Origin of the sequence: Nonomuraea sp. KM88 (assembly GCF_052245635.1) — a bacterium.
Taxonomy (GTDB): Bacteria; Actinomycetota; Actinomycetes; order Streptosporangiales; family Streptosporangiaceae; genus Nonomuraea.
This window is the reverse complement of the sequence record NZ_JBQQCC010000006.1, coordinates 223,450-247,052: the sequence shown is the minus strand read 5'-3', so window position 1 is coordinate 247,052 and position 23,603 is coordinate 223,450. Positions and strand designations below refer to the sequence as shown.

Genomic DNA, 23,603 nt, shown 5'->3' with positions numbered 1-23,603 from the left:
CGTGTGAGGCCCTAGACCGGAGACGTCATGTTCACCATCGGAGAGTTCGCCAGGCTGGGGCTGGTGTCCGTACGCATGTTGCGGCACTACGACGCGATCGGGCTGCTGCGCCCCGCGCACGTGGACCAGGTCAACGGCTACCGCTCCTACCAGGCCGCGCAACTGTCCCGGCTCAACCGCATCGTCGCGATCAAGGACCTCGGCTTCACGCTGGAGCAGGTCAGGGCCATCCTCGACGAGAAGGTCAGCACGGAGGAGCTGCACGGCATGGTACGCATGCGCCGCGCCCAGCTCGAAGCCCGGATCAGCGCCGACCTGGCGAGGTTGCGCAGCGTCGAGGCACGCCTGCGGACGATCGAAACGGAGGGCCACATGGAGAGTGCGGAGGTCGTGCTGAAGCGCGTCGCCCCGGTCAGGGTCGCCGAGCTCAGCGCCAGAGCGGCCAGCTACGAAGGAGAGGACATCGGCCCGGTCATCCAGCCCCTCTTCGCCGAGCTCTGCCGCCGCGTGGAGGAGGCCGCGGTCAAGGTCGTGGGCCCGGGGGTCGCCTACTACGAGGAGGAGGACGACGGCTCGATCATGGTCCACGCCTGCCTGCCGGTGTCCGTGGCGCCCGGCGACCACGACCTCCAGGTGACCGACCTGCCCGCCATCGAGACGGCGGCCACGATCATCCACCACGGGTCGATGGAGGAGGTGGGGAAGACGTTCCAGACCCTGGCCCACTGGATCGAGGAGCACGGCTACCGTTCGCTCGCCCTGGCCAGGGAGGTCTCCCTGCACTGCCCGGATAACCTGGACGAATGGGTGACCGAGCTCCAGATCGCGGTGGTTCCGGCCGGATGACAGCCGTCGAGGAGGAGCTCGAACACCACCGGGTGGCGCTGACCGGCTACTGCTACCGCATGCTCGGCTCGGGCTTCGAAGCCGAGGACGCGGTGCAGGAGACGTTCGTCAGAGCCTGGCGGACGTACGACGCCGCTCGGGGCGGGCTGCGCGCGTGGCTGTTCCACCTGGCCACGAACGTCTGCTTCGACATGCTCAGGGGCCCGCAGCGCCGCGCCCGCGCCATGGACCTGGGGCCCGCCGCCACCCCAGGCGACGCCCTGGGCGCGCCGCTCCCGGAGAGCCGCTGGATCCAGCCCGTCCCGGACGTCCGGGTGCTCGACCCGGCCGAGCTCGCCGTCACGCGGGAGACGATCCGGCTGGCGTTCGTGGCGGCACTCCAGCACCTGCCGCCACAGCAGCGCGCCGTGCTCATCCTCCGCGACGTCCTCAGGTGGTCGGCCGCCGAGACGGCCGCCCTGCTGTCCACCACCGTCCCGTCGGTCAACAGCGCGCTCCAGCGCGCCCGCGCCAAGCTCCCCCCGGCCGAGGAGGCCGACGCGACGGTGGACGAGGGCCTGCTCGCCCGCTACGTGTCGGCGTTCGAACGGTACGACGTGGCCGCGCTGGTGTCGCTGCTGCACGAGGACGCGACGTCGTCGATGCCGCCGTTCGCGTGGTGGTTGCGCGGGCGCGAGCACATCCACACGGTCCTGACCGCGGCCGCCGCGAGCGGCCAGGCCCCGTGCGAGGGCTCCCGCCTGCTGCCGGTCAGGGCGAACGGCTCACCGGCCTTCGGCCAGTACCTGAACGGCGAGCCCTTCGCCCTGGTCGTCCTCGACGTCGCCGGTGGCCGCATCGCGGGCGAGACCACCTACCTCGATCCCGGTCTGTTCCCGTTCTTCGGCCTGCCGATGAGTTTCGCGGCGCCGCTCCGTACACGTTGATGAAGGAGGAACAGAACATGCCACAGATCGTCGAATTCTCCGAGCGGCCGTACGTCGGGGTGCGCGGGACCATCACCATGACCACCTTCGGCCTCGTCGCCGATCGGATCGGTGAGATCATCGGCTGGCTCGCCCAACGCGGCCACGCCCCCGCCGGAGCGCCCTTCCTCAGGTACGACGCCATCAACATGCCGCAGGACCGGTTGGTGGTGCAGGCGGGCGTCCCGGTGGCCGGGCCGGTGGCGGGCGAGGGCGACATCCTCGCCGCCACCCTGCCCGCCGGCCGCTACGCCGTCACGTCCCACCACGGACACCCCGACCAGCTCTTCGGCGTCATCGAGGCGCTGCTGAAGTGGGGCGAGGAGCAAGGGCTCGCCTGGGACATGGCGGAGAAGGACGGGACGGAGCACTGGGGCTGCCGGCTGGAGCTCTTCCAGACCGATCCCAGAGTCGAGCCCGACATGCACAACTGGGACACCGACCTGCAGTTCCGCATCGCCTGAGTAGGTCTCATGGTTGAGACCAACACGCGCTGTTGGTCTCAACCCCGGTCTCCAGCGGACCTGATTTCGTGTTGGTCTCATCGCTGAGACCATCCGTGCTCATCGCCAGGCGTCGACCAGGTGCTCAGGGGTGATGTGCGTGACGCCCTCCACCTCGCAGCCGCTGCGGGAGACGGTGTAGAGCGGCGTGGAGGAGTCGGCTCCGGGCATCTTGGACCGGTGCACGATGAGCTCGCTCAGGTCATGATGATCGAACGGGCGGTTCTCCAGCCAATTGACGGACCCGACCATCGTGATCTGCTTCGCGACCGGCTCCCGGTCGGCGCCGACGATGTCGATCTCCGGATCGTTGGTCCTGGTCCAGAAGCCCCCGATCGCTCCCGTCGCCTCGGGCAGACCGTCCATACGGCGAAGCGACTCGCGGATCAAGGGCTCGACGGCGACTCCGCGCCAGGCCGTCCATGAACGTTCTATCTGTTTCAGCACGAGGTCGCCGCGGGCACGATCGATCTGCGGCAGGCCGGGTTCGATGAAGGACAGCCAGAAACGCAGGTGCGTGTCCGCGATGTGGTAGCGGCGTTCTTTCGACGGGCGCACGGAAAGCGGAACCTCCGCCGTGACCATGCGCTTCTCCTGCAGGATCTGCAGACCGCGCTGGACCGACGACCCGGGCACTCCTCCGGAAGCCTTGGAGAGCGACGAGTAGGTGCGTTGTCCGGATCCGATGGCCCTCAGCAGGGTTCTCGGCTGTGCTTCGGGTGGGAACTCCGCCGCCATGGCTCGCACGCCGCTCACGGTCAGAGCCGAGGTCGGGTCCGGGACGACGGTGCGCAGAAAGTCACGGGCCGTGGCCCCGGCCGGCCATTCGTCGAGAATCATGGGCATGCCACCGGTGATCAGGTGTGCGTCGACGGCCTCCGTGGCGGGCAGGTCGAGCTTGTCCGCCACGTCGGCGACGGTGAGCGGATTGACCACCATTTCCGATGCCCGCATATAGAACGGGCGGTCGTACTGGTTGATCGCTTCCATGATGGACATGTCGGAACCGATGAGGATGAGGAGCATCGGGCGGCGCGAGAGATGGCGGTCGAAGACGTACTGCAGCTTCCCTTCGAGATAAGGGTCTTGATGGATCATGTAGGGGAGCTCGTCGATGACGACGATGCTCGGCGCGTCCTGGGGGACGGCCTGTGCCAGCAGCACGAGCAGGCGGTCCCAGGAAGTGGGCGTGACCTGCTCGAAGAGCGACGCCTCAGGCAGGTCTGAGGCGCCCGCGCTTGCGATGAAGTTCTCGAACTGGTCCGCCAGCGGTTGCTGGGCCGCCGTGAAGAAGAGGCTGGGCACGCCGCTCCGGCGGATGAACTCCTCCGCGAGGCGCGACTTCCCCACCCGACGCCTCCCTCGCATGAGGATGGCTCGGCCTGGCCGATCTCCGGTGCCCACCCGGTTGAAGTAGCGGCCGAGAGCGTCGAGTTCCCGCTTGCGTCCGATGAAGTTGTCCATAGCGAAGCCTCCAGGGACGAAGCATCCAGAGATGGTTCAACCATAGCTGGGACAACCATGTTTGGTTGCTTATTTCTCTGAGGGTCGCCCTGGTGGTCCCACGATGAGACCACCAACGTCAGGAAACGGGTTACGGCGCTCCGTCTGGAGGGTCATTGTCCTGGGGGTGCGGTGTGACGGCGGCCCGGATGACCAACGTCGCCACCCGCGCGAGGAACGAAGGGGTGAGCACGGCGCCGGCCGCGCCCTGGCGGGCCGGGCTGGACGCCATCATCCGCGTGGCCCGGCCCGCGCCCAGGCAGGCCGCGGACGCGACGGCCACGGCCGCCCACAGGCTGTAGCCCTGGGGAAGCAGCATGTCGACGAAGATCGGGTAGGTGACCAGCGCGCTCATGAACGCGATCACCCAGGACACGGGCCCGCCGGACGGCTGAACGGGTGCGGGGGCCTGCGGGCGGCGGCTCCTACCGGAACGTGCGGGCGATGTCGCCATCGGTGATCTCCTCTTGTCCGGGAACATCGGTGTTCGGTTCGACTCCAGGTGGGTGCGTCGAAGCGCGGCACGGAATGAGGCCGCTTTTCGGCGCCGGTCTATGAGGGGCTCGTGTTTCTCGTCTCCTGGGCAAACAGGAGAGCGGGAGCTCCTCGTAGTGCGGCAAGCATGGCATGGCTACTCGCGCTCACGCTAGGTGACCGTGCCGGGAATGCGATTCGTGCTTTCGTGGCGGCGTGTGGCTGAGAAAAGTGAAGAGGTCTCCCGTTTGCCCGGGAGACCTCTTCTACCAACGGTTTTCCGGCGCCCACCTGGAGTCAGCGGACAATCATCCGGAATCAGAGGAGGGGACAGGGAGCGCTCGCCTCGACGTGCCTTCCCCTGCCCCTTCTCGGCCTTGCGTCCACGCGATCGGACTCAAGGTCATCGTTGTAATTGTACAGGTGGGAAGGGCCGATGTCCTTGCTTCCGCAGTCCGGCCGAGGGGTGCTTTGCCCGGAATGTGTGGCGTGTGGGGTGGGTTTGCGCGTGAACTGAGAATACTTAATGGCTTCGGGTTGGATGGCGTGTTATGGGGCGGTATGAGGTGACTTTCTGGCCCGCGGTTCAGAGGACGATCTTTAGCTTCGGTGTGGCGAACCATCGGTGGCGGATAGAAATCCCCGGCCTTTACAGAATCGCCTTCCGGTCGCAACTCGATGCATTTGACCGGCGCGGCGGAAACGCATTCATTAGTACGGCGGAAAGACAAGTTCTTTCTGGCGAACCGGCTGATCGGCAGGGGTTACGGGCGGCTTGAGTAAAATTTATGACGTGGGCGTGTCGGGCCGCGCGCGGGCCCCCCGAGTATCACCGTACGTCTCTCTGGAATAACGCAGAGTAACGACCGCTACGAGAGGTCGAGCAGGGCGGCGAGTTCTCTCCGCAGGAGGTCGAGCTCACGGGCCGCCACGGCCCGTGCCTCGGTGACCTCGCCCGCCACCGGCACGACCGCCTCCAGATAGCACTTGAGCTTGGGCTCCGTGCCCGAGGGGCGCACCACCACGCGGGCGTCCCCCTCCAGCGCGTAGCGCAGCCCGTCGGTCGGCGGCAGGCCTCCGTCGCCGCCGGCCAGATCGTCGGCCCGCAACACCGCCCGCCCGCCGAGCGTCGCGGGCGGGGCCGCGCGCAGCCGTGACATGGCGCCGGCGATCAGCGACAGGTCGGACACCCGGATGGAGAGTTGCTCCGTGGCGTGCAGCCCGTAGCGCCGGGCCTGGTCGTCGAGCAGGTCCAGCAGCGTACGCCCGGCACGTTTCGCGTCCGCCGCGATGCCCGCCACCACCAGCGCCGCACCGATGCCGTCCTTGTCACGGACCGGGAGGCCGGCGTCGGTGCCGACGCTGTAGCCGATGGCCTCCTCGTAGCCGAAGACCAGCCCCGGCCCCGCCTTGATGATCCATTTGAAGCCGGTCAGCGTCTCGCCGTAGCGCACGCCGTGCGCCTGCGCGATCTTGCCGAGCAACGTCGAGGAGACGATGGTGGTGGCCACCATCCGGTCGCCGGTGGTGTGCGCGATGACGTGCTCGGCCAGCAGGCCACCGACCTCGTCGCCGGTCAGCATGCGGCAGCCGCCGCCGGGCAGCGGCACCCCCACCGAGCACCGGTCGGCGTCGGGGTCGTTGGCGATGACCAGGTCCGCGCCGACCCTGGCGGCCAGCGCCACGGCCAGATCCATCGCGCCCGGCTCCTCCGGGTTGGGGAAGGGCACCGTCGGGAAGCGGGGATCGGGTTCGCGCTGCTCCTCGACCGCCAGCGGCGACGGGAACCCGGCGGCCAGGAACGCACCCGTCAGCGTGGCGGCTCCCACCCCGTGCAGCGGCGTGTAGGCCACCTTCAGGTCGCGGGCGTCGCCCAGCGGGAGCGACGTCACGGCGGTGACGTAGTCGTCGACGATGCCCTCGCCGAGCTCCGTCAGCGTGCCGGGGCCGTCGATCAGCAGCCGGTCGACGCGGCCGACGGCGTCGATGGCGGCCGAGATCTCACGGTCGACCGGCGGGGCGATCTGGGAGCCGTCGTCCCAGTAGACCTTGTAGCCGCTGTCACGCGGCGGGTTGTGGCTGGCGGTGACCGCCACGCCCGCGTCCGCGCCGAGGCGGCGTACGGCGAAGGCCAGCACGGGCGTGGGCAGCGGGCCGGGCAGGAGCGAGGCGTGCACCCCGGCGCCCGTCAGCACGGCGGCCGTGTCGCGGGCGAACACGTCGGACTTGTGCCGCGCGTCGTAGCCGATCACCACGTGCTTGCCGGGCCCGAGCACCGCGGCCAGGCCGGCGGCCGCGCGCATGACGGTGACGCGGTTCATCCGGTTGGGGCCGGCGCCGAGCTCGCCGCGCAGGCCCGCCGTGCCGAACTCGAGCCTGGCGCCGAAGCGCTCTTCGAGCGCGGCCAGGTCTTCCCCCTCGAGCAGGCGGGAGAGCTCGGCGCGGGTGTCGGGGTCGGGATCCTGGGACAGCCACTCGCGCGCCTGCCGCAGAACGCTCAAAGCCGGTCCACCACCTTGGCCAGCAGCACGCCCATGCGGGCCGCCGTGGCCCGGCCGACCTCCAGGACCTCCTCGTGGTCGAGCGGCTCGCCGGACAGGCCCGCCCCCGGGTTGGTGACCAGGGAGACGCCGAGCACCTCAAGCCCGGCCTCGCGGGCGGCGACGGCCTCCAGCACGGTGGACATGCCGATCATGTCGCCGCCCAGCGTGCGGCACATGCGGATCTCGGCGGGCGTCTCGTACGTGGGCCCGCGGAAGGCGATGTAGACGCCTTCGGCCAGCGTCGGGTCGATCTCGCGGGCCAACTCGCGCAGGCGGCGGGAGTAGACCTCGGTGAGGTCGAGGAACGTGGTGCCGGTGATCGCGTTGGACCCGGTCAGGTTGATGTGGTCGCTGATCAGTACGGGATCGCCGACGTTCTGCGTCTCCGGACGCAGGCCGCCGGCCGCGTTGGTCAGCACGAGCGTGCGGACCCCGGCCGCGGCCGCCGTACGCACGCCGTGCACCACGGCGTCGACCCCGAGCCCTTCGTAGAGGTGCGTACGCCCGAGGAACACCAGCGCGTGCCGCCCCGCGGAGGTGCGGACCACGCGGATCCTGCCTCCGTGGCCCGCCACGGCGGGGGCGCGGAACCCCGGCAGGCCGGTGAACGGGATCTCGCTCACCGTCTCGCCGATCGCGTCGGCGGCGGGCACCCACCCCGACCCCATGACGAGCGCCACGTCGAAGGTGTCGAGGCCGGTGGCGGCACGCAGCGCCGTGGCGGCCTCGGAGGCCAGGGTGTACGGGTCTTCACTCACGTTTCAGTAGTTTAGGAGGAACCGGTCCAGAACCCGCACGCCGAAGTGCAGCGCGTCCACCGGCACCCGCTCGTCCACGCCGTGGAACATCGCCGCGAAGTCCATGTCCGCCGGCAGCCGCAGCGGCACGAAACCGAAGCCGCGCACGCCCAGGTCGGCGAAGAAGGTCTTGTTGTCGGTGCCGCCCGACATGCAGTACGGGATCGCCCGCGCCGCCGGGTCCTCGGCCTTCAGCGCCGCGATCATCGACTCGACCAGCGCGCCGTCGAACGAGGTCTCCAGCGCGATGTCGTGGTGCACGAAGTCGCGCCGCACCTTGGGCCCGAGCAGCGAGTCGACGGTCTTGAAGAACTCCTCCTCGAACCCCGGCAGGAAGCGCCCGTCGACCACGGCCGTGGCCTGGCCGGGGATCACGTTCGACTTGTAGCCGGCGCCGAGCTGGGTGGGGTTGGTGGTGTGCCTCAGCGTCGCCCCGACGAAGCGCACCAGCGGCCCGATCCTGTCCAGGATCGGCTGCGGGTCGTTCTCGTCGAACGGGATGCCGTAGGCGGAGGCGACCTCGGTGAGGAACCGGCGGACCGTGGGCGTGTAGGTGAGCGGCCAGTCGTGTTCGCCGATCCTGGCGACCGCCCTGGCGACCTCGGTGACGGCGTTGTCGTCGTTGAGCATGGAGCCGTGGCCCGCGGTGCCGTCGGCGGTCAGCTTCATCCAGGCCAGGCCCTTCTGGGCGGTCTCGATGAGGTAGAGCCGCAACGACGGGTCGACCTCCAGGGAGTAGCCGCCGACCTCGCTGATCGACTCGGTGACCCCTTCGAAGAGCTCGGGGTGATTGGCCGTGAGGTATTTGGCGCCGTACACGCCGCCGGCCTCCTCGTCGGCCAGCCAGGCGAAGACGATGTCGCGGCGCGGCCTGCGCCCTTCGCGCTTCATCTGGCGCAGCACCGCCAGCATCATCGCGTCCATGTCCTTCATGTCCACCGCGCCGCGGCCCCAGATGTAGCCGTCGCGCACCTCGCCGGCGAACGGGTCGACCGTCCAGTCGGCGGCGTTGGCGGGCACGACGTCCAGGTGCCCGTGCACGAGCAGGGCGGGCAGAGCCGGGTCCTCGCCCTCGACGCGGGTGACGACGTTGCCGCGGCCCGGCTCGCTCTCGACGTACGTGGACTCGATCCCGACCTCGGCCAGCCTGGCCATGACGACCTCGGCCGCGGCGCGCTCGCCGGGCCCGCTGCCGTCCCCGTAGTTGCTGCTGTCGACGCGGATCAGCTCCGCGCAGAGGTCGGCGACTTCGTTCTCGGCAGGTGTCATGGCGTTTTCTCCCAACGGTGATCCAGCGTGAGCAGTCCGGACTTGAGCAGGTGGCCGCGCTTGTGCGCGCGGGTGATGAGGGTGAGGTCGATGTCGGTGATCTCGTCGTGCCGGCCGACGACGCCGGTCAGGAAACGGTAGAGGTCGGCCTCGTGGGCCGCCACCACCTGCACGATGAGGGAGTGGGTGCCCGTGGTGGCGGCGCAGTAACGGACGTTCCGGTGCGCGGCCAGCCGCCGGCCCACCAGGTCGAGCCCGTGCGGGCGGACCTTCAACCAGAGCATGGCCTCGACCTCCAGGCCGAGCAGCGCGGGTTCGACCTCCGCGCGCGGCAGCAGCAGCCGCCGTTCGAGCAGCGAGGTGACGCGCCGGCGCGCGGTCGGCACGGAGATGTCGAGCCGCTCGGCGACCGCGGTGAAGGCGATCCTGCCGTCGTGGGCGAGCAGCTGGGCGATCTCCTCCTCCAGCGGCGACAGGCCGTCCTCGTCGGGCAGGCACTCCGGCGGCGGCGGGGGCCGGAGCTCGGCCACCTCCTGCTCGGTGAGGTAGGGCGCGTGCCATTCCGCGACGGTCCTGAACGTGTGGAGGACGACCTGGGTCTGCGTCTGTACGACGCCGTCGATCTCGCTGATCTGCGCGGAGACGATGTGGTGCAGGTCCTCGCGGGACGGGGAGACGAGCTCGCTGCCGAGGTCGGCGGCGCCGGTCAGCGAGTAGACCGAGCGCGTGTCAGGCCGGTCGGCCAGCGCCTGCGCGACCTTGCCCGCGGTGCCGGGACGCACCTGGACGTGCAGGTGGACGGGGCGGCCGTGCCCGGTGCGCAGGTCGTCGTAGATGGCCGTGACCCGCACGATCCCTTCGGTGATGAGCCGCTGGAGCCGCCGGGCGACGGTGCGTTCGTGCTCGCCCACGGCCCGGCCGAGCTCGCCCCACGAGGCGCGAGGGCTGACTTGCAACGCGGCGACCAGTCGCCGGTCGAGAACATCCACCTACAACCATCTCAATGTCGGGTATGTAAATAAATTCCCAGGTAATTGACTGTTTCGGTCGTCCCATGCACAGTAGGCCATCACCGCACTGTTCAGCAAAGGAGCCATCCGTGGCGACCTCCCCCACCACGCAGTCACCACTCGGCATCCCCAAGAGCCGTGTCCGCCAGCTCACGGCGGCCAGCATCGGCAACGTCGTCGAGTGGTACGACTGGTACGCCTACAGCTTCCTCGCGATCTACTTCTCCAGCCAGATCTTCCCCGAGAGCGCGGGCAACAGCCTGGTCCCGCTGCTGAGCTCGTTCGCGGTGTTCGCCGTCGGGTTCTTCATGCGCCCGCTGGGCGGCCTGCTGGTCGGCGCGTTCGCCGACAGGTACGGCCGCAAGCTCGCGATGACGGGCACGATCGTGCTGATGGGCGTGGGCTCGCTGCTCGTCGGCCTGACCCCCACCTATGAGGCCGTGGGCGTGCTGGCGCCGATCATCCTCGTCGTGGCCAGGCTCATCCAGGGCCTGTCGGTGGGCGGCGAGTTCGCCGCCGCGACCACGTTCCTCGTGGAGTCGGCCCCGCCCGGCCGCCGCGGCCTGTTCTCCAGCTTCCAGTACGTCAGCACCACCATCGGCCAGCTGCTGGCGTCGGGGCTCGCGGCGGTGCTGGCCACCATGCTCATCCAGGCCGACATGGACGCGTGGGGCTGGCGCATCCCGTTCTTCGTGGGCGCCGTGCTCAGCCTCGTGGGCCTGTGGATCCGCAAAGGCGCCGACGAGACCTCGGCCGTGGCGGAGGAGGTCCGGCAGGGCAGGGCCGAACGGCAGAAGATGTTCGAGTTCCTCAGGCTCCACCCGAGGTCGGCCGCCACCATCGTGGGCATCACGATCGCCGGCACCGTCGCCTACTACACGTGGACCACGTTCCTGCCGACGTACGCGCAGATCACCGTGGACTTCGACAAGGCCGACTCGCTCCAGATCGGCACGATCTCGCTGGTCTTCTTCATGGTCCTGCAGCCGCTGCTCGGCATGCTGTCGGACCGGATCGGGCGCAGGCCGATGCTGATCGCCTTCGGGCTCGGGTTCGTCCTGCTGCCCGTGCCGCTGCTGGGCCTGCTGACCGACGCGTACGGCAGCCTGCTGACCGTGCAGCTCATCGGCATGGTCTTCCTGGGAGGCTTCACCTCGATCTCGGCGGCGGTGAACTCGGAGCTCTTCCCGACCAGGGTGCGGGCGGCCGGCGCGGGCTTCCCCTATTCGCTGACCGTGGCGCTCTTCGGCGGCACCGCCCCGCTGATCGGCACCGCGATGCAGGAGATGGGCAACCCCGGCCTCTTCCCGTGGTACATGTCGGGGCTGGCGCTGATCTCGACGCTGGTCTACATCTTCGTGTTGCCGGAGACCAAGGACCAGCCGCTGCGCTAACCGCCGACCGAGGTGCAGGGGCGCTCCCGCAGCTCCTTGACGTAGTCGTCGGGGGCGCCCGCCCGCTCGGCCGCCTCGGCCAGGCTGCCGAGGTAGCGGGCCGAGGGCAGGCCGCCCTCGTAGCCGTCGAGCACGTAGACCCAGGCCACGACCTCGCCATCGAGGGTCTGCACCCGCAGCCGCACCTTGTGGTAGCGCCCGCGGACCGCGCCCTCCCACTGGTCGAGGGAGGTCTCCTCCCACTCGGGCACGTCGTAGAGCACGACGAACACGTGCTCGTCGGGGTCTTCGACGATCGTGGCGACGGCGCCCTCCCAGGCGAGGTCCATCCCGCCGAACGTCAGGCGCCAGCCGGGCAGCCAGCCGACCCCCCAGATGGGGGAGTGGGGGGCACGCATGGCCATCTGCTCCGGGTCCATGTTGGTGCCGTAGGCGGCATAGAGCCTGAGGTCATTGGACTTGCCCGAAGGATTCGAAAGCCACGCCACGATCCACCCCTCTCGCCGGGTGCTGCTTCGTCATCCAGCTACCGCGCCATCCTGCCACGCCACCCGCCGGAGTCGATCCATCCGGATCAGGTGGCGTGGCCCGGTTGCCGCCCGCCCCACCGCGTACGGGACAATGGGATGCGTGACGAGGATCGCGATCATCGGTGGCGGACCAGGCGGCTACGAAGCAGCACTCGTGGCCGCACAGCTAGACGCGCAGGTCACCCTGGTCGAGCAGGACGGTCCTGGCGGAGCATGCGTGCTGACCGACTGCGTGCCGTCCAAGACGCTGATCGCGACCTCGGTCCGCAAGCAGGCCCTGCTCGACGCCCCTTCGCTGGGGGTGTCGTTCTCCGGCGGCCCCGACGGTGACGCGGGCGCGGTCGGCGTCGACCTGCCGCTGGTCAACCAGCGCGTCAAGGAGCTGGCCCAGGCGCAGTCCGCCGACATCGCCACGCGGGTGGAGGCCGAGGGCGTCGAGATCATCAAGGCGCGCGGGCGGCTGGTCGACCCGCAGGTGGTGCGCGCGGGCGACCGTACGATCAGGGCCGACGTCGTGCTCGTGGCCACCGGGGCGACCCCACGCGTGCTGCCGGGCGCCGAGCCCGACGGCGAGCGCATCCTCACCTGGCGCCAGCTCTACGACCTGGAGGAGCTGCCCGAGCACCTGATCGTGATCGGCTCCGGCGTGACGGGCGCCGAGTTCGCCGGCGCCTACCGCTCGCTCGGGGCGGAGGTCACTCTGGTCTCCAGCCGCGACCGGATGATGCCCAACGAGGACGCCGACGGCGCCGAGGTGCTGGAGGAAGTCTACCGGCGGCGCGGCATGAACGTCATGGGCCGCTCGCGCGCCGCCTCCGTCAAGCGCACCCACGACGGCGTGGTGGTGACGCTGGAGGACGGCCGCACGGCCGAGGGCTCGCACGCGCTGATGACCGTCGGCATGGTGCCCAACACCTCGGGCATCGGGCTGGAGGAGGCCGGGGTCCAGCTCGACGAGGGCGGTTTCGTCAAGGTCGACAAGGTTTCCCGCACGTCCGCGCCGGGCGTCTACGCGGCCGGCGACTGCACGGGCGTGCTCATGCTGGCCTCGGTCGCCGCCATGCAGGGGCGCATCGCGGTCTGGCACGCGCTCGGCGAGGCCGTGCAGCCGTTGCGGTTGTCGACCGTGGCCTCCAACATCTTCACCGATCCGGAGATCGCGGCCGTCGGGGTCGCGCAGCGCGCGATCGAGGGCGGCGAGGTCGAGGCCAACGTGGTGAAGCTGCCGCTCGCGACCAACGCGCGGGCCAAGATGCAGGGCTTCAACGACGGGTTCGTCAAGGTGTTCTGCCGCCCGCACACCGCGATCGTGCTGGGCGGCGTGGTGGTGGCGCCGGGTGCGTCCGAGCTGATCCTGGCCGTGTCGGTGGCCGTGCAGCAGCGGCTCACCGTCGACCAGCTCGCGCACACGTTCGCGGTCTACCCCTCGATGTCGGGCTCCATCACCGAGGCCGCCCGCCGCCTCATGCAGCCGGGCGTCGCCATCTAGGCGGCTTTTCTCCGGCAAAGACCCGTTGGTCTGGGCTTGGCCTTACCCGACGGCGAACTGCGGTATGGCTCGTTCGCGGGTGGGGTGCTCCCGTGTGCGGGGTGCACGCGCACCCGCATTCCATCGACACGACCATCGACGGGGGAGCACCATGCCTTACGTAGCCACGCGCGACGGCACGCAGATCTTCTTCTACGACTGGGGCAGCGGCCCGCCGGTCGTCTTCTGTCACGGGTGGCCGCTCAACGCCGACGCCTGGCACGACCAGATGAAGCTGGTGGCCGACAACGGCTTCCGGGCGATCGCGCACGACCGGCGCGGCCACGGCCGCTCCAGCCAGTCGTGGGACGGCTACGACTTCGACACCTTCGCCGACGACTTGAACGACCTCATCACCGCTCTCGACCTCAACGACATCACGCTGGTGGCCCACTCGATGGGCGGCGGCGAGCTGGCCCGTTACGTCGGCAGGCACGGGACGTCCCGCCTGCGCAAGGCGGTGCTGCTGTCGGCGATCCCGCCGCTGATGCTCAAGACGGACGCCAACCCCGAGGGGACGCCGCAGGAGGTGTTCGACGATCTCAAGGCCGGCATCCTCGCCGAGCGCTCGCAGTTCTGGCGTGACAGCGCGGAGGCCTTCTTCAGCGCCAACCGCCCGGGCAACAAGGTGACGCAGGGCAACAAGGACGCCTTCTGGCTGATGGGCATGGCCGAGAACATCCAGGCGGGGGTGCGCTGCGTGGACGCGTTCTCCGCCACCGACTTCACCGAGGACCTCAAGAAGTTCGACATCCCGACCCTGATCGTCCACGGAGACGACGACCAGATCGTGCCGATCGCGGCGGCCGGCGACAAGTCCTCACAGATCATCAAGAACTGCTCGTACAAGGTCTACGAAGGCGGCTCCCACGGCATCGCTCTCGTCCCGGGCCAGAAGGAGCGCTTCAACGGCGACCTGCTGGAGTTCCTGCGCGGCTGACCGGGCCTGCGATCCGCGCCCGGTCGATCAAGCTCTCCGGCATGGAGGCGCCCCCGCGCGCACGGGGTGCCAGGGGCGCTGACCGTTGACGTTTGTTGGTATGGACAGCAAACTAATTCACGAGTTGGCGCAGCCGTTCGAAGGAGCCTCCATGCCCTACCGCCCCCCGCTGGTCGCCCACGAGTACTTCGTGGCGGACCCGCCCGAGCTGCCGGTCCGCACGCGAGGCGAGGGCGGGCTGTCGGCGCTGACCGCCGCCGAGCTGGTCGCGGCCGACGGCGCCGAGGTGATGCTGAAGGCGGTCACCTCGGCGGAGGAGACTCTGGTCGTCCAGGTGGGCGTGGCAGGGGAGGGCGTCATCCGGGTGCGGCTGTCGGAGGACGCGACCGCCAGGCCCCGCTCGGAGAGGGCGATCTCCCTGGTGCGGCCCGGCAGGTATCCGGAGGCCAGGGCCGAGGTGGCGCCGGACGAGCCCATCGTGATCGACGCGGGCTCCCTGCGCGCGGAGATCAGCCTCGCGCCGTGGCACCTGCGCTTCACCGACGCCTCCGGCGCCACGCTGGCCGAGCAGGACCGCGGGCACATCGACATCAGCGGCAGGCTCCGTACGCTGCCGTTCGGCCGCTCCTCGACCGGCGGCACCCCCGTGGCCTATCACGAGAGCTTCGCCGCCGCGCCCGACGAGGTGTTCGCCGGGTTCGGCGAGTCGTTCACCCGGCTGGACAAGCGCGGCCAGCGGCCGGTCATGTGGAACTTCGACGCCTTCGGCGCCGAGTCGCAGCGGGCGTACAAGAACGTCCCCCTCTACCTGTCGAGCAGGGGGTACGCCGTGCTCGTCGACAGCGGGGCGCCCGTGGAGTTCGACGTGTGCCAGTCGACGCACAGCGTCGTGCAGATCCTGGTGCCCGACGACGTGATGGACTACTACGTGATCGCCGGGCCGGGGCCCGCCGACGTGCTGGACCGTTACGACCGGCTGACCTGCCGGCCGGCGCTGCCGCCGAAATGGGCGTTCGGCACCTGGATCTCCTCCGGGTTCCGCGTGGACAGCCAGGAGCGCGTGCTGGCCAGGGGGCGCACGATCAGGGAGCGCGGCATCCCGTGCGACGTGCTGCACCTGGACACGTACTGGCAGGCCGACGGGCACTGGTCGGACCTGCGGTGGGATCCGGTGAACTTCCCCGACCCGGAGGGGATGCTGGCCGAGCTGGACGGGATGGGGTTCAAGGTCTGTCTGTGGATGAACCCGTACGTCTCCCATCTGAGCCCCGCCTTCGAGGAGGCCGCTGCGGCCGGATATTTCCTGAAGAATCGGGAGGGCGAGGTCTACGTCGCCGACTGCTGGCACGGCTCCTTCCCGCCCTGCGGCATCGTCGACTTCACCAGCCCCGCGGCCGTCGAGTGGTTCACCGGCCTGCTGCGCGGGCTGCTGCGCCAGGGTGTCGCGGCATTCAAGACCGACTTCGCCGAGGGCGTGCCCAGCGACGCGGTCGCCGCCAACGGGATGACCGGCACCGACCTGCACAACGTCTACACCCTGCTGTTCAACGACGCGGTCGCCGCCGTCACCCGCGAGGTCCACGGCCACGACCTGGTGTGGGCGCGCTCGTCGTACCTCGGGGGGCAGCGCCACAGCGCCCAGTGGAGCGGCGACACCTACACCAGCTACGCCGCCATGGGCAGCACGATCAGGGGCGGGCTCGCGCACGGCCTGTCGGGCGTGCCGTTCTGGAGCCACGACGCCGGAGGCTTCACCGGCCGCCCGTCCGACGACCTGTACGTGCGCTGGACCCAGTTCGGCGCGCTCTCCCCGCTGCTGCGCCTGCACGGCACCACCACCCGCGAGCCCTGGGAGTTCCCCGACGTCGAGGAGGAGGCGGTGGCGGCGCTGAGGTTGCGCTACCGGCTGATGCCCTACCTCTACTCGGCGGCCGTCGAGGCCGCGCGCACGGGGGCGCCGATGATGCGGGCGTTGTGCGTGGACCATCCGGACGATCCGGTGGCCTGGCAGGCCGACCTGGAATACCTGTTCGGCCGTGACCTCCTGGTCGCCCCCATGACCGCGCCCGATGGCGTCCGGCAGGTCTACCTGCCGCGCGGCACGTGGGTCGACTACTGGACGGGCGACGTGCTGGAGGGCCCCGGCCACGTCCGGGTGCACAAGCCGCTGGACCAGATCCCCCTGTTCGCCCGCCACGGAGCGCTCATCCCGGTCGCCGAGCCGCAGGAGACGATCGGCGTGCCGACGGAGATCACCCTTCTCGCCTTCGGGGGCGTCGACGGGACCGCCGAGATCCACGACACCGACGGCGTGACGGTCGCCGTCGCCACCAGGGACGGCGACGAGCTGCGCGTCTCCGTCACCGGCCCGAAGCGGGTCACCGGCGTCGAGATCGTCCCGGTGCCCGGAGCCCCCGCGCGAACCGTCATCGTGTGACACCCCCTGGAGGGATCATGGTCAAGTTGAGAGGCGCCGCGGCGCTGGCCGCCGTGGTGCTCGCGCTGTCGGCCTGCGGCTCGGGCTCCGGCAGCCCGTCGCCCGCGGACAGCGGCCAGCCACGCGTGCTGAGACTGTGGCACTACGAGTCGGCCGAGAGCGCCATGGGCAAGGCGTGGGCCGAGGCGATCAGGAAGTTCGAGGCGTCCCACCCGAACGTGACCGTCGAGTTCGAGGAGAAGAGCTTCGAGCAGATCCAGAAGACGGCGAGCATGGTGCTCAACTCCGACGAGGCGCCCGACCTCATGGAGTACAACAAGGGCAACGCCACCGCGGGCCTGCTGTCCAAGCAGGGCCTGCTCGCCGACCTGACGGAGGAGACCACCGAACGCGGCTGGGACAAGCTGCTGACCGGTGGGCTGCGGACCACCGCGATGTACGACGACCGCGGCGTGATGGGCTCCGGCCAGTGGTACGGCATCCCCAACTACGGCGAGTTCGTGATGGTCTATTACAACAAGGACCTCTTCGCCAAGCACAAGGTCGAAGTGCCGGCGACGTTCGAGGAGTTCACGGCCGCGCTCGACGCGTTCGTCAAGGCAGGCGTGACGCCCGTCGCGAACGCCGGCGCCGAATACCCGGCCCAGCAGATCCTCTACCAGCTCGCGCTCACCAAGGCGCAGAAGCCGTGGCTGGCGGCGTTCCAGTCGTACCAGGGCAAGGTCGACTTCCACGGGCCCGAGTTCACCTACGGCGCCGACACGTTCGCCGACTGGGTGAAGAAGGGCTACATCGCCAAGAACTCCTCCGGGCTCAAGGCCGAGGACATGGGCGTGGCGTTCATGAACGGCGAGTTCCCCATCATGATCAGCGGCAGCTGGTGGTACGGCCGCCTCGCCTCGGAGATCAAGGACTTCGCGTGGGGCCACTTCCTCTTCCCCGGCGCCACCATGTCGCCCGGTTCGAGCGGAAACCTGTGGGTCGTGCCGGAGAAGTCGGAGAACAAGGACCTGGCCTACGACTTCATCGACATCACCATGAGCAAGGAGATCCAGAACCTGCTCGGCAACTCCGGCGGCGTGCCCGTGGCCGCGGACCCGGCCGCCATCACCGACGAGAAGAGCAAGGAGCTCATCGAGTCCTTCAACAAGCTGACCGCCGCCGACGGCCTGGCCTTCTACCCCGACTGGCCCGCGCCCGGCTACTACGACGTGCTGGTGGCCGGCGTCCAGAACCTCATGACCGGCAGCAAGACCACCTCCGAGGTGCTGGACGAGATCGCCGGGCCGTACGAGGACAACCTCGCCGACCTTGGTTTCTAGATGAGGGAGCGCACGAGGGGATACTGGCTCTACCTGGTCCCCAGCCTGCTGCTGTTCCTCGCCGTCATCGTCGTGCCGTTCCTGATGAACGTGGGCGCGAGCTTCACCCGCTGGTCGGGGGTGGGCATGCCGCGGTGGATCGGCCTCGACAACTACACCAGGCTGCTCGGCGACGAGCGGTTCTGGGAGTCGTTCCAGCACAACGTGGGGCTGATCGTGGCGATGGCCGTCGTCCCGACCGCGATCGGCCTCGTGCTGGCGGCCGCGCTGTTCGACTACATCGGCCGGCGTTTCGGCACGCGGACGGCCTCGGCGCTGCGGGCGACGTACTACCTGCCGCAGGTGCTGCCGGTGGCCATCGCCGGCGTGGTGTGGGGCTGGATGTTGCACCCGTCGTACGGCGCGGTCAACCAGATCTTCGGACTGGAGCTCGACTGGCTCGGCGATCCCGACCTGGCCCTGGCCACCGTCATGGCGGTCATGGTCTGGTTCCAGCTCGGCTATCCGGTGGTGATCTTCATGGCCGGGTTGCAGCGCGTGGACCCGTCCTACCACGAGGCGGCCGAGATCGACGGGGCCTCGTGGTGGCGCAGGTTCTGGCACGTCACGGTCCCGCAGATCCGGCCGGAGATCTTCGTGGTGCTGCTGACGTGCACGATCGCCGCGCTCAAGGTGTTCGGGCCGATCTTCGTGCTGACCCGCGGCGGGCCCGGCAACGCCACCATGGTCCCGTCGTACTTCTCCTACCTGAACTTCTTCCAGAAGAGCAACGTCGGGTACGGCTCCGCGATCGCCACGGTGCTGGCCCTGATCATCGTCGTGGTGACGTTCCTCTTCCTGCGCGTGCAGGAGCGTGAGCCGTGAGGGGCCCGGGGCGCTGGGCGGTGTTGTTCGCGCTCGTCGTGCTGGCCGTGGTGATGATCTTCCCGTTCGTCATCGTGGCGGTGAACGCGGTCAAGTCGCCGGCGGAGTACAGCTCGCAGGGGCCGCTGAGCCTGCCCGACGGGCTCTACCTCCAGGGCATCGTGGACTTCTGGAACCGGGTGGAGTTCGGCACCAAGCTCTGGAACAGCTTCGTCATCAGCGCGTCGGTGTCGGTGCTGGCCGTCGTGCTGTCGGTGCTCAACGCGTACGCGCTGGGCATCGGCAGGGTGCGGGGCCGGCTGTGGATCCTCGTGCTCTTCCTGGTGGCCAACACGCTGCCGCAGGAGTCGCTGGCCTACCCGCTCTACTACCTGGCCAAGGCGGCGGGCCTGTACGACACCCGGCTGTCGGTCATCATCGTCATGACGGCGATCCAGGCGGCGTTCGGCACCTACCTGCTGAGCGCGGTGCTGGGCCGGTTCCCGAAGGAGATCCTGGAGGCGGCGGCGATCGACGGCGCCGGCCGGCTGCGGGCGCTGGTGCGGATCGTGGTGCCGATCAGCCGGCCCACGCTCAGCGTGCTGCTGATCTTCTTCTTCATCTGGACCTGGAACGAGTTCTTCCTGCCGCTGATCCTGCTGATCTCGAACGACACCCAGACGGTGCCCGTCGCGCTGGGTGTCCTGCAGGGCGAGCGCTACATGGACGCGACGATGTCCAGCGCCTCGGCCCTGCTCGGCGTCGTCCCGGCGATCGCCTTCTTCCTGATCTTCCAGCGCACGCTGACCCGAGGTGTGACGGTCGGCGCCATCAAGTGACGGAGACCCCCCATGCGAATCCCGTTAGTGGCCGCCCTCGCCGTGGCGGCCTCGATGCTCGCCGTTCCGCCCGGCCAGGCGGCCGGCCATCCGTTCCAGGACCCCGGCCTGCCGCTGGAGCAACGGGTCGAGGACCTGCTCGGCCGGCTCACTCTGCGGGAGAAGCTCGGCCTGCTGCACCAGTCGCAGCCGGCGATCCCGCGGCTCGGCATCGGCTATCACAAGAACGGCACGGAGGCGCTGCACGGCGTCGCCTGGTCCAACCACCGCGACGACGGCTGGAACCAGAAGTTCGCCGCCGGGACGGTCTTCCCACAGGCGGTCGGGCTGGCCAGCACCTGGGATCCGGAGCTGGTCAGAAGGGTCGGCTCGGCGGTCGGTGACGAGGTGGCGGTGGTGGTGGTCGGCAGCCACCCGTTCGTGGCGGGGCGCGAGTTTCCGCGACCGCGACGGCCTGCGGCTCGGCGAGGGGCAGCGGCGGCTGATCGAGGCCGTGCGCGGGGCCAACCCGAGGATGGTCGTCGTGCTGGAGAGCGGCTATCCCGTCATCGTCGACGCGCCGACCCTGCTGTGGACCACGCACGCCGGCTCGGAGACCGGCCATGCCGTCGCCGACGTGCTGTTCTGCGACGTCAACCCGGCCGGCCGGCTCACCCAGACCTGGCCGGCGTCGGACGACCTGCCGGACCTCCTGGACTATGACCTGATCAAGACCGGCATGACGTACCTCTACGGCAGGGACAGGCCGCTCTACGCCTTCGGGCACGGGCTGAGCTACACGTCGTTCGGTTACCGGGGCCTCAAGGTGCGCGGCGACCAGGTGAGCGTCGAGGCCGCCAACACCGGGGACGTCGGGGGCGACGAGGTGGTCCAGCTCTACACCCACCAGCGCCGCTCCCGCTTCGCGCAGCCGGTCAAGCGTTGCGCGGCTTCCAGCGGGTCACGCTGGACCCGGGGGAGTCGCGGACGGTGACCTTCACGCTGAAGCGGTCGGACCTGGCCGTCTGGGACCACACCCGCTCCAGGTGGGCCGTGGAGGAGGCCGCCCACGACGTCCTCGTCGGCTCCGCGTCCGACCGGATCCGCGGGCGCGCGACCCTGCGCGTGCGGGGCGAGACCATTCCCGTGCGCGACCTGGCGAGGACCACGCGGGCGATGGACTTCGACGACTACCGGGGCGTGACGTTCGCGGACGAGACGAAGGCGGCCGGCGAGGCCGTGGCGGGTTCGGAGGGCGGCTGGATCTCCTTCACCCGCGCGGCGTACGGCTCCCGGTTCACCGCCGGGGTCGCGTCGGTGAGCGGCGGGGCCGTCGAGGTGCGGTCGGGCTCGCCGAAGGGCCGGTTGCTCGCGACCGCGCAGGTGCCCGCCACGGGCGGGATCTACCAGTGGGGTACGGCGAGCGCCTCGCTCAGGGCGGGCAAGGGCGACCTCTACCTCGTGTTCAGTCTCATCTAGCGATGAACCCCGGGCGTTGACGCCTGGGAGGAATCGCTTCACTGACCTGGGCTTGCGTCCGGACGTCAGTCCGGACGCTTCTGGTTCTCGATGTACTCTTTGATGATCGACAGGGGCGCTCCCCCACAGGAGGCGGCGAAGTAGGACGGCGACCAGAAATGGCCGCCCCACAGATACTTGCGGATATGGGCCGGGTATTCCTTGCGTAGCAGGCGGGCCGAGACGCCCTTGAGGCTGTTGACCAGAGTGGACAGGGCGACCTTGGGCGGATAGTGGACCAGGAGATGAACATGGTCGTGCTCGCCGTTGAACTCCACCAGCCTCGCGCCGAAACTGTCGCACACCTCGATCATGATGTCTTCGCAGCGGCGCAGGATCTCGTCGGTGAACACCTTACGCCGATACTTCGGTGTGAAGACCAAATGGGCGTGCAAGCTGTAGACCACGCTGCGCCCCCGCCGGATATCAGGATTCGGTTCCCATCGCGGTGACATGGACCTAATGATAGTGTGTTCGACTATGCGGCTGGTGGTGCAGGTGAAGCTGCTGCCGACACCCGAACAGGCGGCGGCCCTGGAAACCACACTGCACGCCGCCAACCGGGCCGCGAACCTGGTCGCCCGTACCGCTTTCGAGCAACGCTGCTTCCGCAACTTCGACCTGCGCAAGCACACCTACGAGCAGGTCAGAGCCAGCTTTGGGCTGGCCGCGCAGGCCGCCCAGCATGTGATCAAAAAGGTCTGCGACACCTACCGCACGCTGCACGCCAACCTGGCCGCCGGAAACCTGGGCAAGCCTGGATCGAAGCGGCGCGTCCAGGCGGAAAGCAAACCGATCGTCTTCCGCCCTCTTGCGGCCCACCCGTATGACGACCGGTGTCTATCGTGGCAGTACCAGGCGCGGACGGTGTCGATCTGGACGACCGCCGGGCGGCTGCGCGGCATCGCCTTCACCGGCTCAGCCGACCAGCTGGCGCTGCTGGCCGCGCAACGCAAGGGCGAATCGGATCTGGTGTGGCGCGATGGCATGTGGTTCCTGCACGCCACGGTCGAACTACCGGAAAAGCCGGTGACGGCACCGGATGGGTTCCTCGGGGTGGATCTGGGGATCGCCAACATCGCCACCACCTGTGATGGGATCCGCCACAGCGGCAAGGGCCTGAACGCGGTCCGGCACCGCAATCGTGAGCTGCGCCGACGGCTGCAGGCCAAAGCCACCAAGTCGGCCAAACGGCTGCTGAAGCGGCGTCGCCGCAAGGAGGCCCGCTTCGCCGCGAACGTCAATCATGTGATCGCCAAGCAGATCGTGACCGAGGCAGAACGCACCGGCCGCGGCATCGCCCTGGAAGATCTGGGCGGTATCCGCGACCGGGTACGGCTTCGCAAGCCCCAGCGGGTCACCCTGCACTCATGGAGCTTCCACCAGCTGGGCGGCTTCATCGCCTACAAGGCGGCCAGGGCCGGGGTCGCGGTGATCTTTGTCGACCCTGCCTACACCTCCCAGGAGTGTTCGGCCTGCGGGCATGTGGACAAGGCCAACCGGCCCGACCAGGCCACCTTCTCCTGTACGTCGTGCGGCTTCGCTGAGCATGCCGACGTCAACGCAGCCGGTGTCGTCTCCTCACGGGGCGAGATCGGCTGGGCAGTGAGTCACGCTGCCTGACGCGGACCGACCCGTCGAAGCCATCGACGGCAACGAGCTGCAAGCTCGGTCGTTTAGTTTACGACCGAGAAGCTGACGGGTGACCTGCGGATCAGGGACTTCGCGTTCACCGGTTAGGCGACCGTCTTGTTGGATAGCGCTATTATCCATTCTGTGGGATAGTGGTGCTATCCAAAGGAGGACGCATATGACTGTGATCGTGTTGCTGGTCGCCACGCTGGCGTTCCGGCTGCTGGGAGCACTGGGGGTGCGGCGCTTCGCCACGTGGCGGGTCAGTGCGGCCCACGGCCTGGCCGTCATGCTGGTCATGACCGCCAGCGCGCACTTCGTGCCGGCCGGAGTGACCGTCATGCCGAACCACGCCGACCTGCTGGCCATGGTGCCGCCGTTCGTGCCGTTCCCCGCGCTGATGGTCTACCTGACCGGCGTGCTGGAGCTGGCCGGGGCCGCCGGCCTCGTGCTGGCCGGCACCCGCGAGGCCGCGGGGGTTTGCCTGGCGCTGCTCTTCGTGGCCATGCTGCCGGCCAACGTCCACGCGGCCCTCGCCGACGTGCCGTTCGCCGGCGGGGAGGCCTCGCCGTTGTGGCAGCGGATCCCGGAGCAGGTGCTCTACATCGGGATCGCGCTCTGGGCCGCGCAGCGCCCGGCGGTTCTGCGCAGGCTCGCCGCTCGGCCGCGGGCGGGCGGCGTACAGCCGGTGACCAGGGGTGCCGGGCGGCTTTAATTCGTTGTCTATCCAA

23 protein-coding genes are annotated in these 23,603 nt (G+C 69.4%); 14 read left to right on the top strand and 9 right to left on the bottom strand.

Annotation, left to right across the window (positions count from 1 at the left end; translation table 11 throughout):
• Positions 1–27 precede the first annotated feature (27 nt).
• Genes ACTWPV_RS20520 through ACTWPV_RS20510 form a run of 3 tightly spaced genes read left to right on the top strand, consistent with a single transcriptional unit; the run spans position 28 to position 2,275 of the window.
• Positions 28–846 carry a MerR family transcriptional regulator gene (locus ACTWPV_RS20520; protein WP_443153022.1) on the top strand — a complete coding sequence of 273 codons (819 nt, stop codon included), beginning with the start codon at positions 28–30 and terminating at the stop codon, positions 844–846.
• Positions 843–1,772, top strand: coding sequence for a sigma-70 family RNA polymerase sigma factor (locus ACTWPV_RS20515; protein WP_443153021.1), 930 nt, complete (start codon positions 843–845; stop codon positions 1,770–1,772). The genes ACTWPV_RS20520 and ACTWPV_RS20515 overlap by 4 nt, the downstream gene beginning before the upstream one ends.
• A gap of 17 nt (positions 1,773–1,789) precedes the next feature.
• Positions 1,790–2,275, top strand: coding sequence for a GyrI-like domain-containing protein (locus ACTWPV_RS20510; RefSeq protein WP_443153020.1), 486 nt, complete (start codon positions 1,790–1,792; stop codon positions 2,273–2,275).
• Positions 2,276–2,374: 99 nt separating this feature from the next.
• Here the strand turns inward: ACTWPV_RS20510 and ACTWPV_RS20505 are convergent, their stop codons facing one another.
• The 6 genes from ACTWPV_RS20505 to ACTWPV_RS20480 all read right to left on the bottom strand — a co-directional run bounded on the left by ACTWPV_RS20505 (position 2,375) and on the right by ACTWPV_RS20480 (position 9,889).
• Positions 2,375–3,778, bottom strand: a complete 1,404-nt coding sequence (locus ACTWPV_RS20505) for an ATP-binding protein (RefSeq protein WP_443153019.1) — start codon at positions 3,776–3,778, stop codon at positions 2,375–2,377.
• A 130-nt stretch (positions 3,779–3,908) separates the two neighbouring features.
• On the bottom strand, positions 3,909–4,271 hold the full coding sequence (locus tag ACTWPV_RS20500) for a hypothetical protein (protein WP_443153018.1): 363 nt from the start codon (positions 4,269–4,271) through the stop codon (positions 3,909–3,911).
• Between the two features lie 889 nt (positions 4,272–5,160).
• A complete protein-coding gene (locus ACTWPV_RS20495) occupies positions 5,161–6,792 on the bottom strand; it encodes a phospho-sugar mutase (protein ID WP_443153017.1) in 1,632 nt (543 codons plus the stop codon).
• Positions 6,789–7,592 carry a purine-nucleoside phosphorylase gene (locus tag ACTWPV_RS20490; RefSeq protein WP_443153016.1) on the bottom strand — a complete coding sequence of 268 codons (804 nt, stop codon included), beginning with the start codon at positions 7,590–7,592 and terminating at the stop codon, positions 6,789–6,791. The genes ACTWPV_RS20495 and ACTWPV_RS20490 overlap by 4 nt, the downstream gene beginning before the upstream one ends.
• A 3-nt stretch (positions 7,593–7,595) precedes the next feature.
• Positions 7,596–8,900: a M20/M25/M40 family metallo-hydrolase gene (locus ACTWPV_RS20485; protein ID WP_443153015.1), complete on the bottom strand. Its 1,305-nt coding sequence runs from the start codon at positions 8,898–8,900 to the stop codon at positions 7,596–7,598.
• Positions 8,897–9,889 carry an Lrp/AsnC family transcriptional regulator gene (locus ACTWPV_RS20480; protein WP_443153014.1) on the bottom strand — a complete coding sequence of 331 codons (993 nt, stop codon included), beginning with the start codon at positions 9,887–9,889 and terminating at the stop codon, positions 8,897–8,899. Before ACTWPV_RS20480 ends, ACTWPV_RS20485 begins: the two co-directional genes overlap by 4 nt.
• Positions 9,890–9,999: 110 nt before the next feature.
• On the opposite strand from ACTWPV_RS20480, the gene ACTWPV_RS20475 reads away from it, so the two are divergent.
• A complete protein-coding gene (locus ACTWPV_RS20475) occupies positions 10,000–11,304 on the top strand; it encodes an MFS transporter (RefSeq protein WP_347646667.1) in 1,305 nt (434 codons plus the stop codon).
• Here ACTWPV_RS20475 and ACTWPV_RS20470 read toward each other — a convergent pair.
• On the bottom strand, positions 11,301–11,792 hold the full coding sequence (locus ACTWPV_RS20470) for a gamma-glutamylcyclotransferase (protein WP_347646668.1): 492 nt from the start codon (positions 11,790–11,792) through the stop codon (positions 11,301–11,303). The genes ACTWPV_RS20475 and ACTWPV_RS20470 overlap by 4 nt on opposite strands.
• Positions 11,793–11,934: 142 nt before the next feature.
• On the opposite strand from ACTWPV_RS20470, the gene ACTWPV_RS20465 reads away from it, so the two are divergent.
• From ACTWPV_RS20465 to ACTWPV_RS20440, 6 genes are all read left to right on the top strand, one after another.
• The gene (locus ACTWPV_RS20465) at positions 11,935–13,323 is read left to right on the top strand and encodes an NAD(P)H-quinone dehydrogenase (RefSeq protein WP_443153013.1); all 1,389 of its coding nucleotides are present in this window, start codon (positions 11,935–11,937) and stop codon (positions 13,321–13,323) included.
• 151 nt (positions 13,324–13,474) lie between these two features.
• Positions 13,475–14,302, top strand: coding sequence for an alpha/beta fold hydrolase (locus ACTWPV_RS20460; RefSeq protein WP_443153012.1), 828 nt, complete (start codon positions 13,475–13,477; stop codon positions 14,300–14,302).
• A 151-nt stretch (positions 14,303–14,453) separates the two neighbouring features.
• The gene (locus ACTWPV_RS20455; protein ID WP_443153011.1) at positions 14,454–16,739 is read left to right on the top strand and encodes a TIM-barrel domain-containing protein; all 2,286 of its coding nucleotides are present in this window, start codon (positions 14,454–14,456) and stop codon (positions 16,737–16,739) included.
• Positions 16,740–16,756: 17 nt separating this feature from the next.
• On the top strand, positions 16,757–18,061 hold the full coding sequence (locus ACTWPV_RS20450) for an ABC transporter substrate-binding protein (RefSeq protein WP_443153010.1): 1,305 nt from the start codon (positions 16,757–16,759) through the stop codon (positions 18,059–18,061).
• Positions 18,062–18,925: a carbohydrate ABC transporter permease gene (locus tag ACTWPV_RS20445; RefSeq protein WP_443153009.1), complete on the top strand. Its 864-nt coding sequence runs from the start codon at positions 18,062–18,064 to the stop codon at positions 18,923–18,925.
• On the top strand, positions 18,922–19,743 hold the full coding sequence (locus ACTWPV_RS20440; protein WP_443153008.1) for a carbohydrate ABC transporter permease: 822 nt from the start codon (positions 18,922–18,924) through the stop codon (positions 19,741–19,743). The genes ACTWPV_RS20445 and ACTWPV_RS20440 overlap by 4 nt, the downstream gene beginning before the upstream one ends.
• A gap of 24 nt (positions 19,744–19,767) precedes the next feature.
• Here the strand turns inward: ACTWPV_RS20440 and ACTWPV_RS20435 are convergent, their stop codons facing one another.
• On the bottom strand, positions 19,768–19,989 hold the full coding sequence (locus ACTWPV_RS20435) for a hypothetical protein (protein WP_443153007.1): 222 nt from the start codon (positions 19,987–19,989) through the stop codon (positions 19,768–19,770).
• 133 nt (positions 19,990–20,122) lie between these two features.
• On the opposite strand from ACTWPV_RS20435, the gene ACTWPV_RS20430 reads away from it, so the two are divergent.
• Positions 20,123–20,716 (top strand): glycoside hydrolase family 3 protein, encoded by a 594-nt coding sequence (locus tag ACTWPV_RS20430; protein WP_443153006.1) that lies wholly within the window; start codon positions 20,123–20,125, stop codon positions 20,714–20,716.
• Positions 20,713–21,201, top strand: a complete 489-nt coding sequence (locus tag ACTWPV_RS20425; protein ID WP_443153005.1) for a carbohydrate-binding protein — start codon at positions 20,713–20,715, stop codon at positions 21,199–21,201. Before ACTWPV_RS20430 ends, ACTWPV_RS20425 begins: the two co-directional genes overlap by 4 nt.
• A gap of 65 nt (positions 21,202–21,266) precedes the next feature.
• Here the strand turns inward: ACTWPV_RS20425 and tnpA are convergent, their stop codons facing one another.
• Positions 21,267–21,695, bottom strand: coding sequence for an IS200/IS605 family transposase (gene tnpA / locus ACTWPV_RS20420; protein WP_443153004.1), 429 nt, complete (start codon positions 21,693–21,695; stop codon positions 21,267–21,269).
• A 25-nt stretch (positions 21,696–21,720) separates the two neighbouring features.
• On the opposite strand from tnpA, the gene ACTWPV_RS20415 reads away from it, so the two are divergent.
• Entirely contained in the window at positions 21,721–22,863 is a 1,143-nt protein-coding gene (locus tag ACTWPV_RS20415) for an RNA-guided endonuclease InsQ/TnpB family protein (RefSeq protein WP_443153003.1), read from the top strand.
• Between the two features lie 187 nt (positions 22,864–23,050).
• Positions 23,051–23,587, top strand: coding sequence for a DoxX family protein (locus ACTWPV_RS20410; RefSeq protein ID WP_443153002.1), 537 nt, complete (start codon positions 23,051–23,053; stop codon positions 23,585–23,587).
• Positions 23,588–23,603 lie beyond the last annotated feature (16 nt).

Coding starts and splice junctions, on each gene's coding strand:
- ACTWPV_RS20505 (WP_443153019.1), bottom strand. CDS start 3,778: ATGGACAACTTCATCGGACGCAAGCGGGAACTCGACGCTCTCGGCCGC.
- ACTWPV_RS20445 (WP_443153009.1), top strand. CDS start 18,062: ATGAGGGAGCGCACGAGGGGATACTGGCTCTACCTGGTCCCCAGCCTG.
- ACTWPV_RS20450 (WP_443153010.1), top strand. CDS start 16,757: ATGGTCAAGTTGAGAGGCGCCGCGGCGCTGGCCGCCGTGGTGCTCGCG.
- ACTWPV_RS20485 (WP_443153015.1), bottom strand. CDS start 8,900: ATGACACCTGCCGAGAACGAAGTCGCCGACCTCTGCGCGGAGCTGATC.
- ACTWPV_RS20410 (WP_443153002.1), top strand. CDS start 23,051: ATGACTGTGATCGTGTTGCTGGTCGCCACGCTGGCGTTCCGGCTGCTG.
- ACTWPV_RS20415 (WP_443153003.1), top strand. CDS start 21,721: ATGCGGCTGGTGGTGCAGGTGAAGCTGCTGCCGACACCCGAACAGGCG.
- ACTWPV_RS20455 (WP_443153011.1), top strand. CDS start 14,454: ATGCCCTACCGCCCCCCGCTGGTCGCCCACGAGTACTTCGTGGCGGAC.
- tnpA (WP_443153004.1), bottom strand. CDS start 21,695: ATGTCACCGCGATGGGAACCGAATCCTGATATCCGGCGGGGGCGCAGC.
- ACTWPV_RS20460 (WP_443153012.1), top strand. CDS start 13,475: ATGCCTTACGTAGCCACGCGCGACGGCACGCAGATCTTCTTCTACGAC.
- ACTWPV_RS20515 (WP_443153021.1), top strand. CDS start 843: ATGACAGCCGTCGAGGAGGAGCTCGAACACCACCGGGTGGCGCTGACC.
- ACTWPV_RS20500 (WP_443153018.1), bottom strand. CDS start 4,271: ATGGCGACATCGCCCGCACGTTCCGGTAGGAGCCGCCGCCCGCAGGCC.
- ACTWPV_RS20520 (WP_443153022.1), top strand. CDS start 28: ATGTTCACCATCGGAGAGTTCGCCAGGCTGGGGCTGGTGTCCGTACGC.
- ACTWPV_RS20510 (WP_443153020.1), top strand. CDS start 1,790: ATGCCACAGATCGTCGAATTCTCCGAGCGGCCGTACGTCGGGGTGCGC.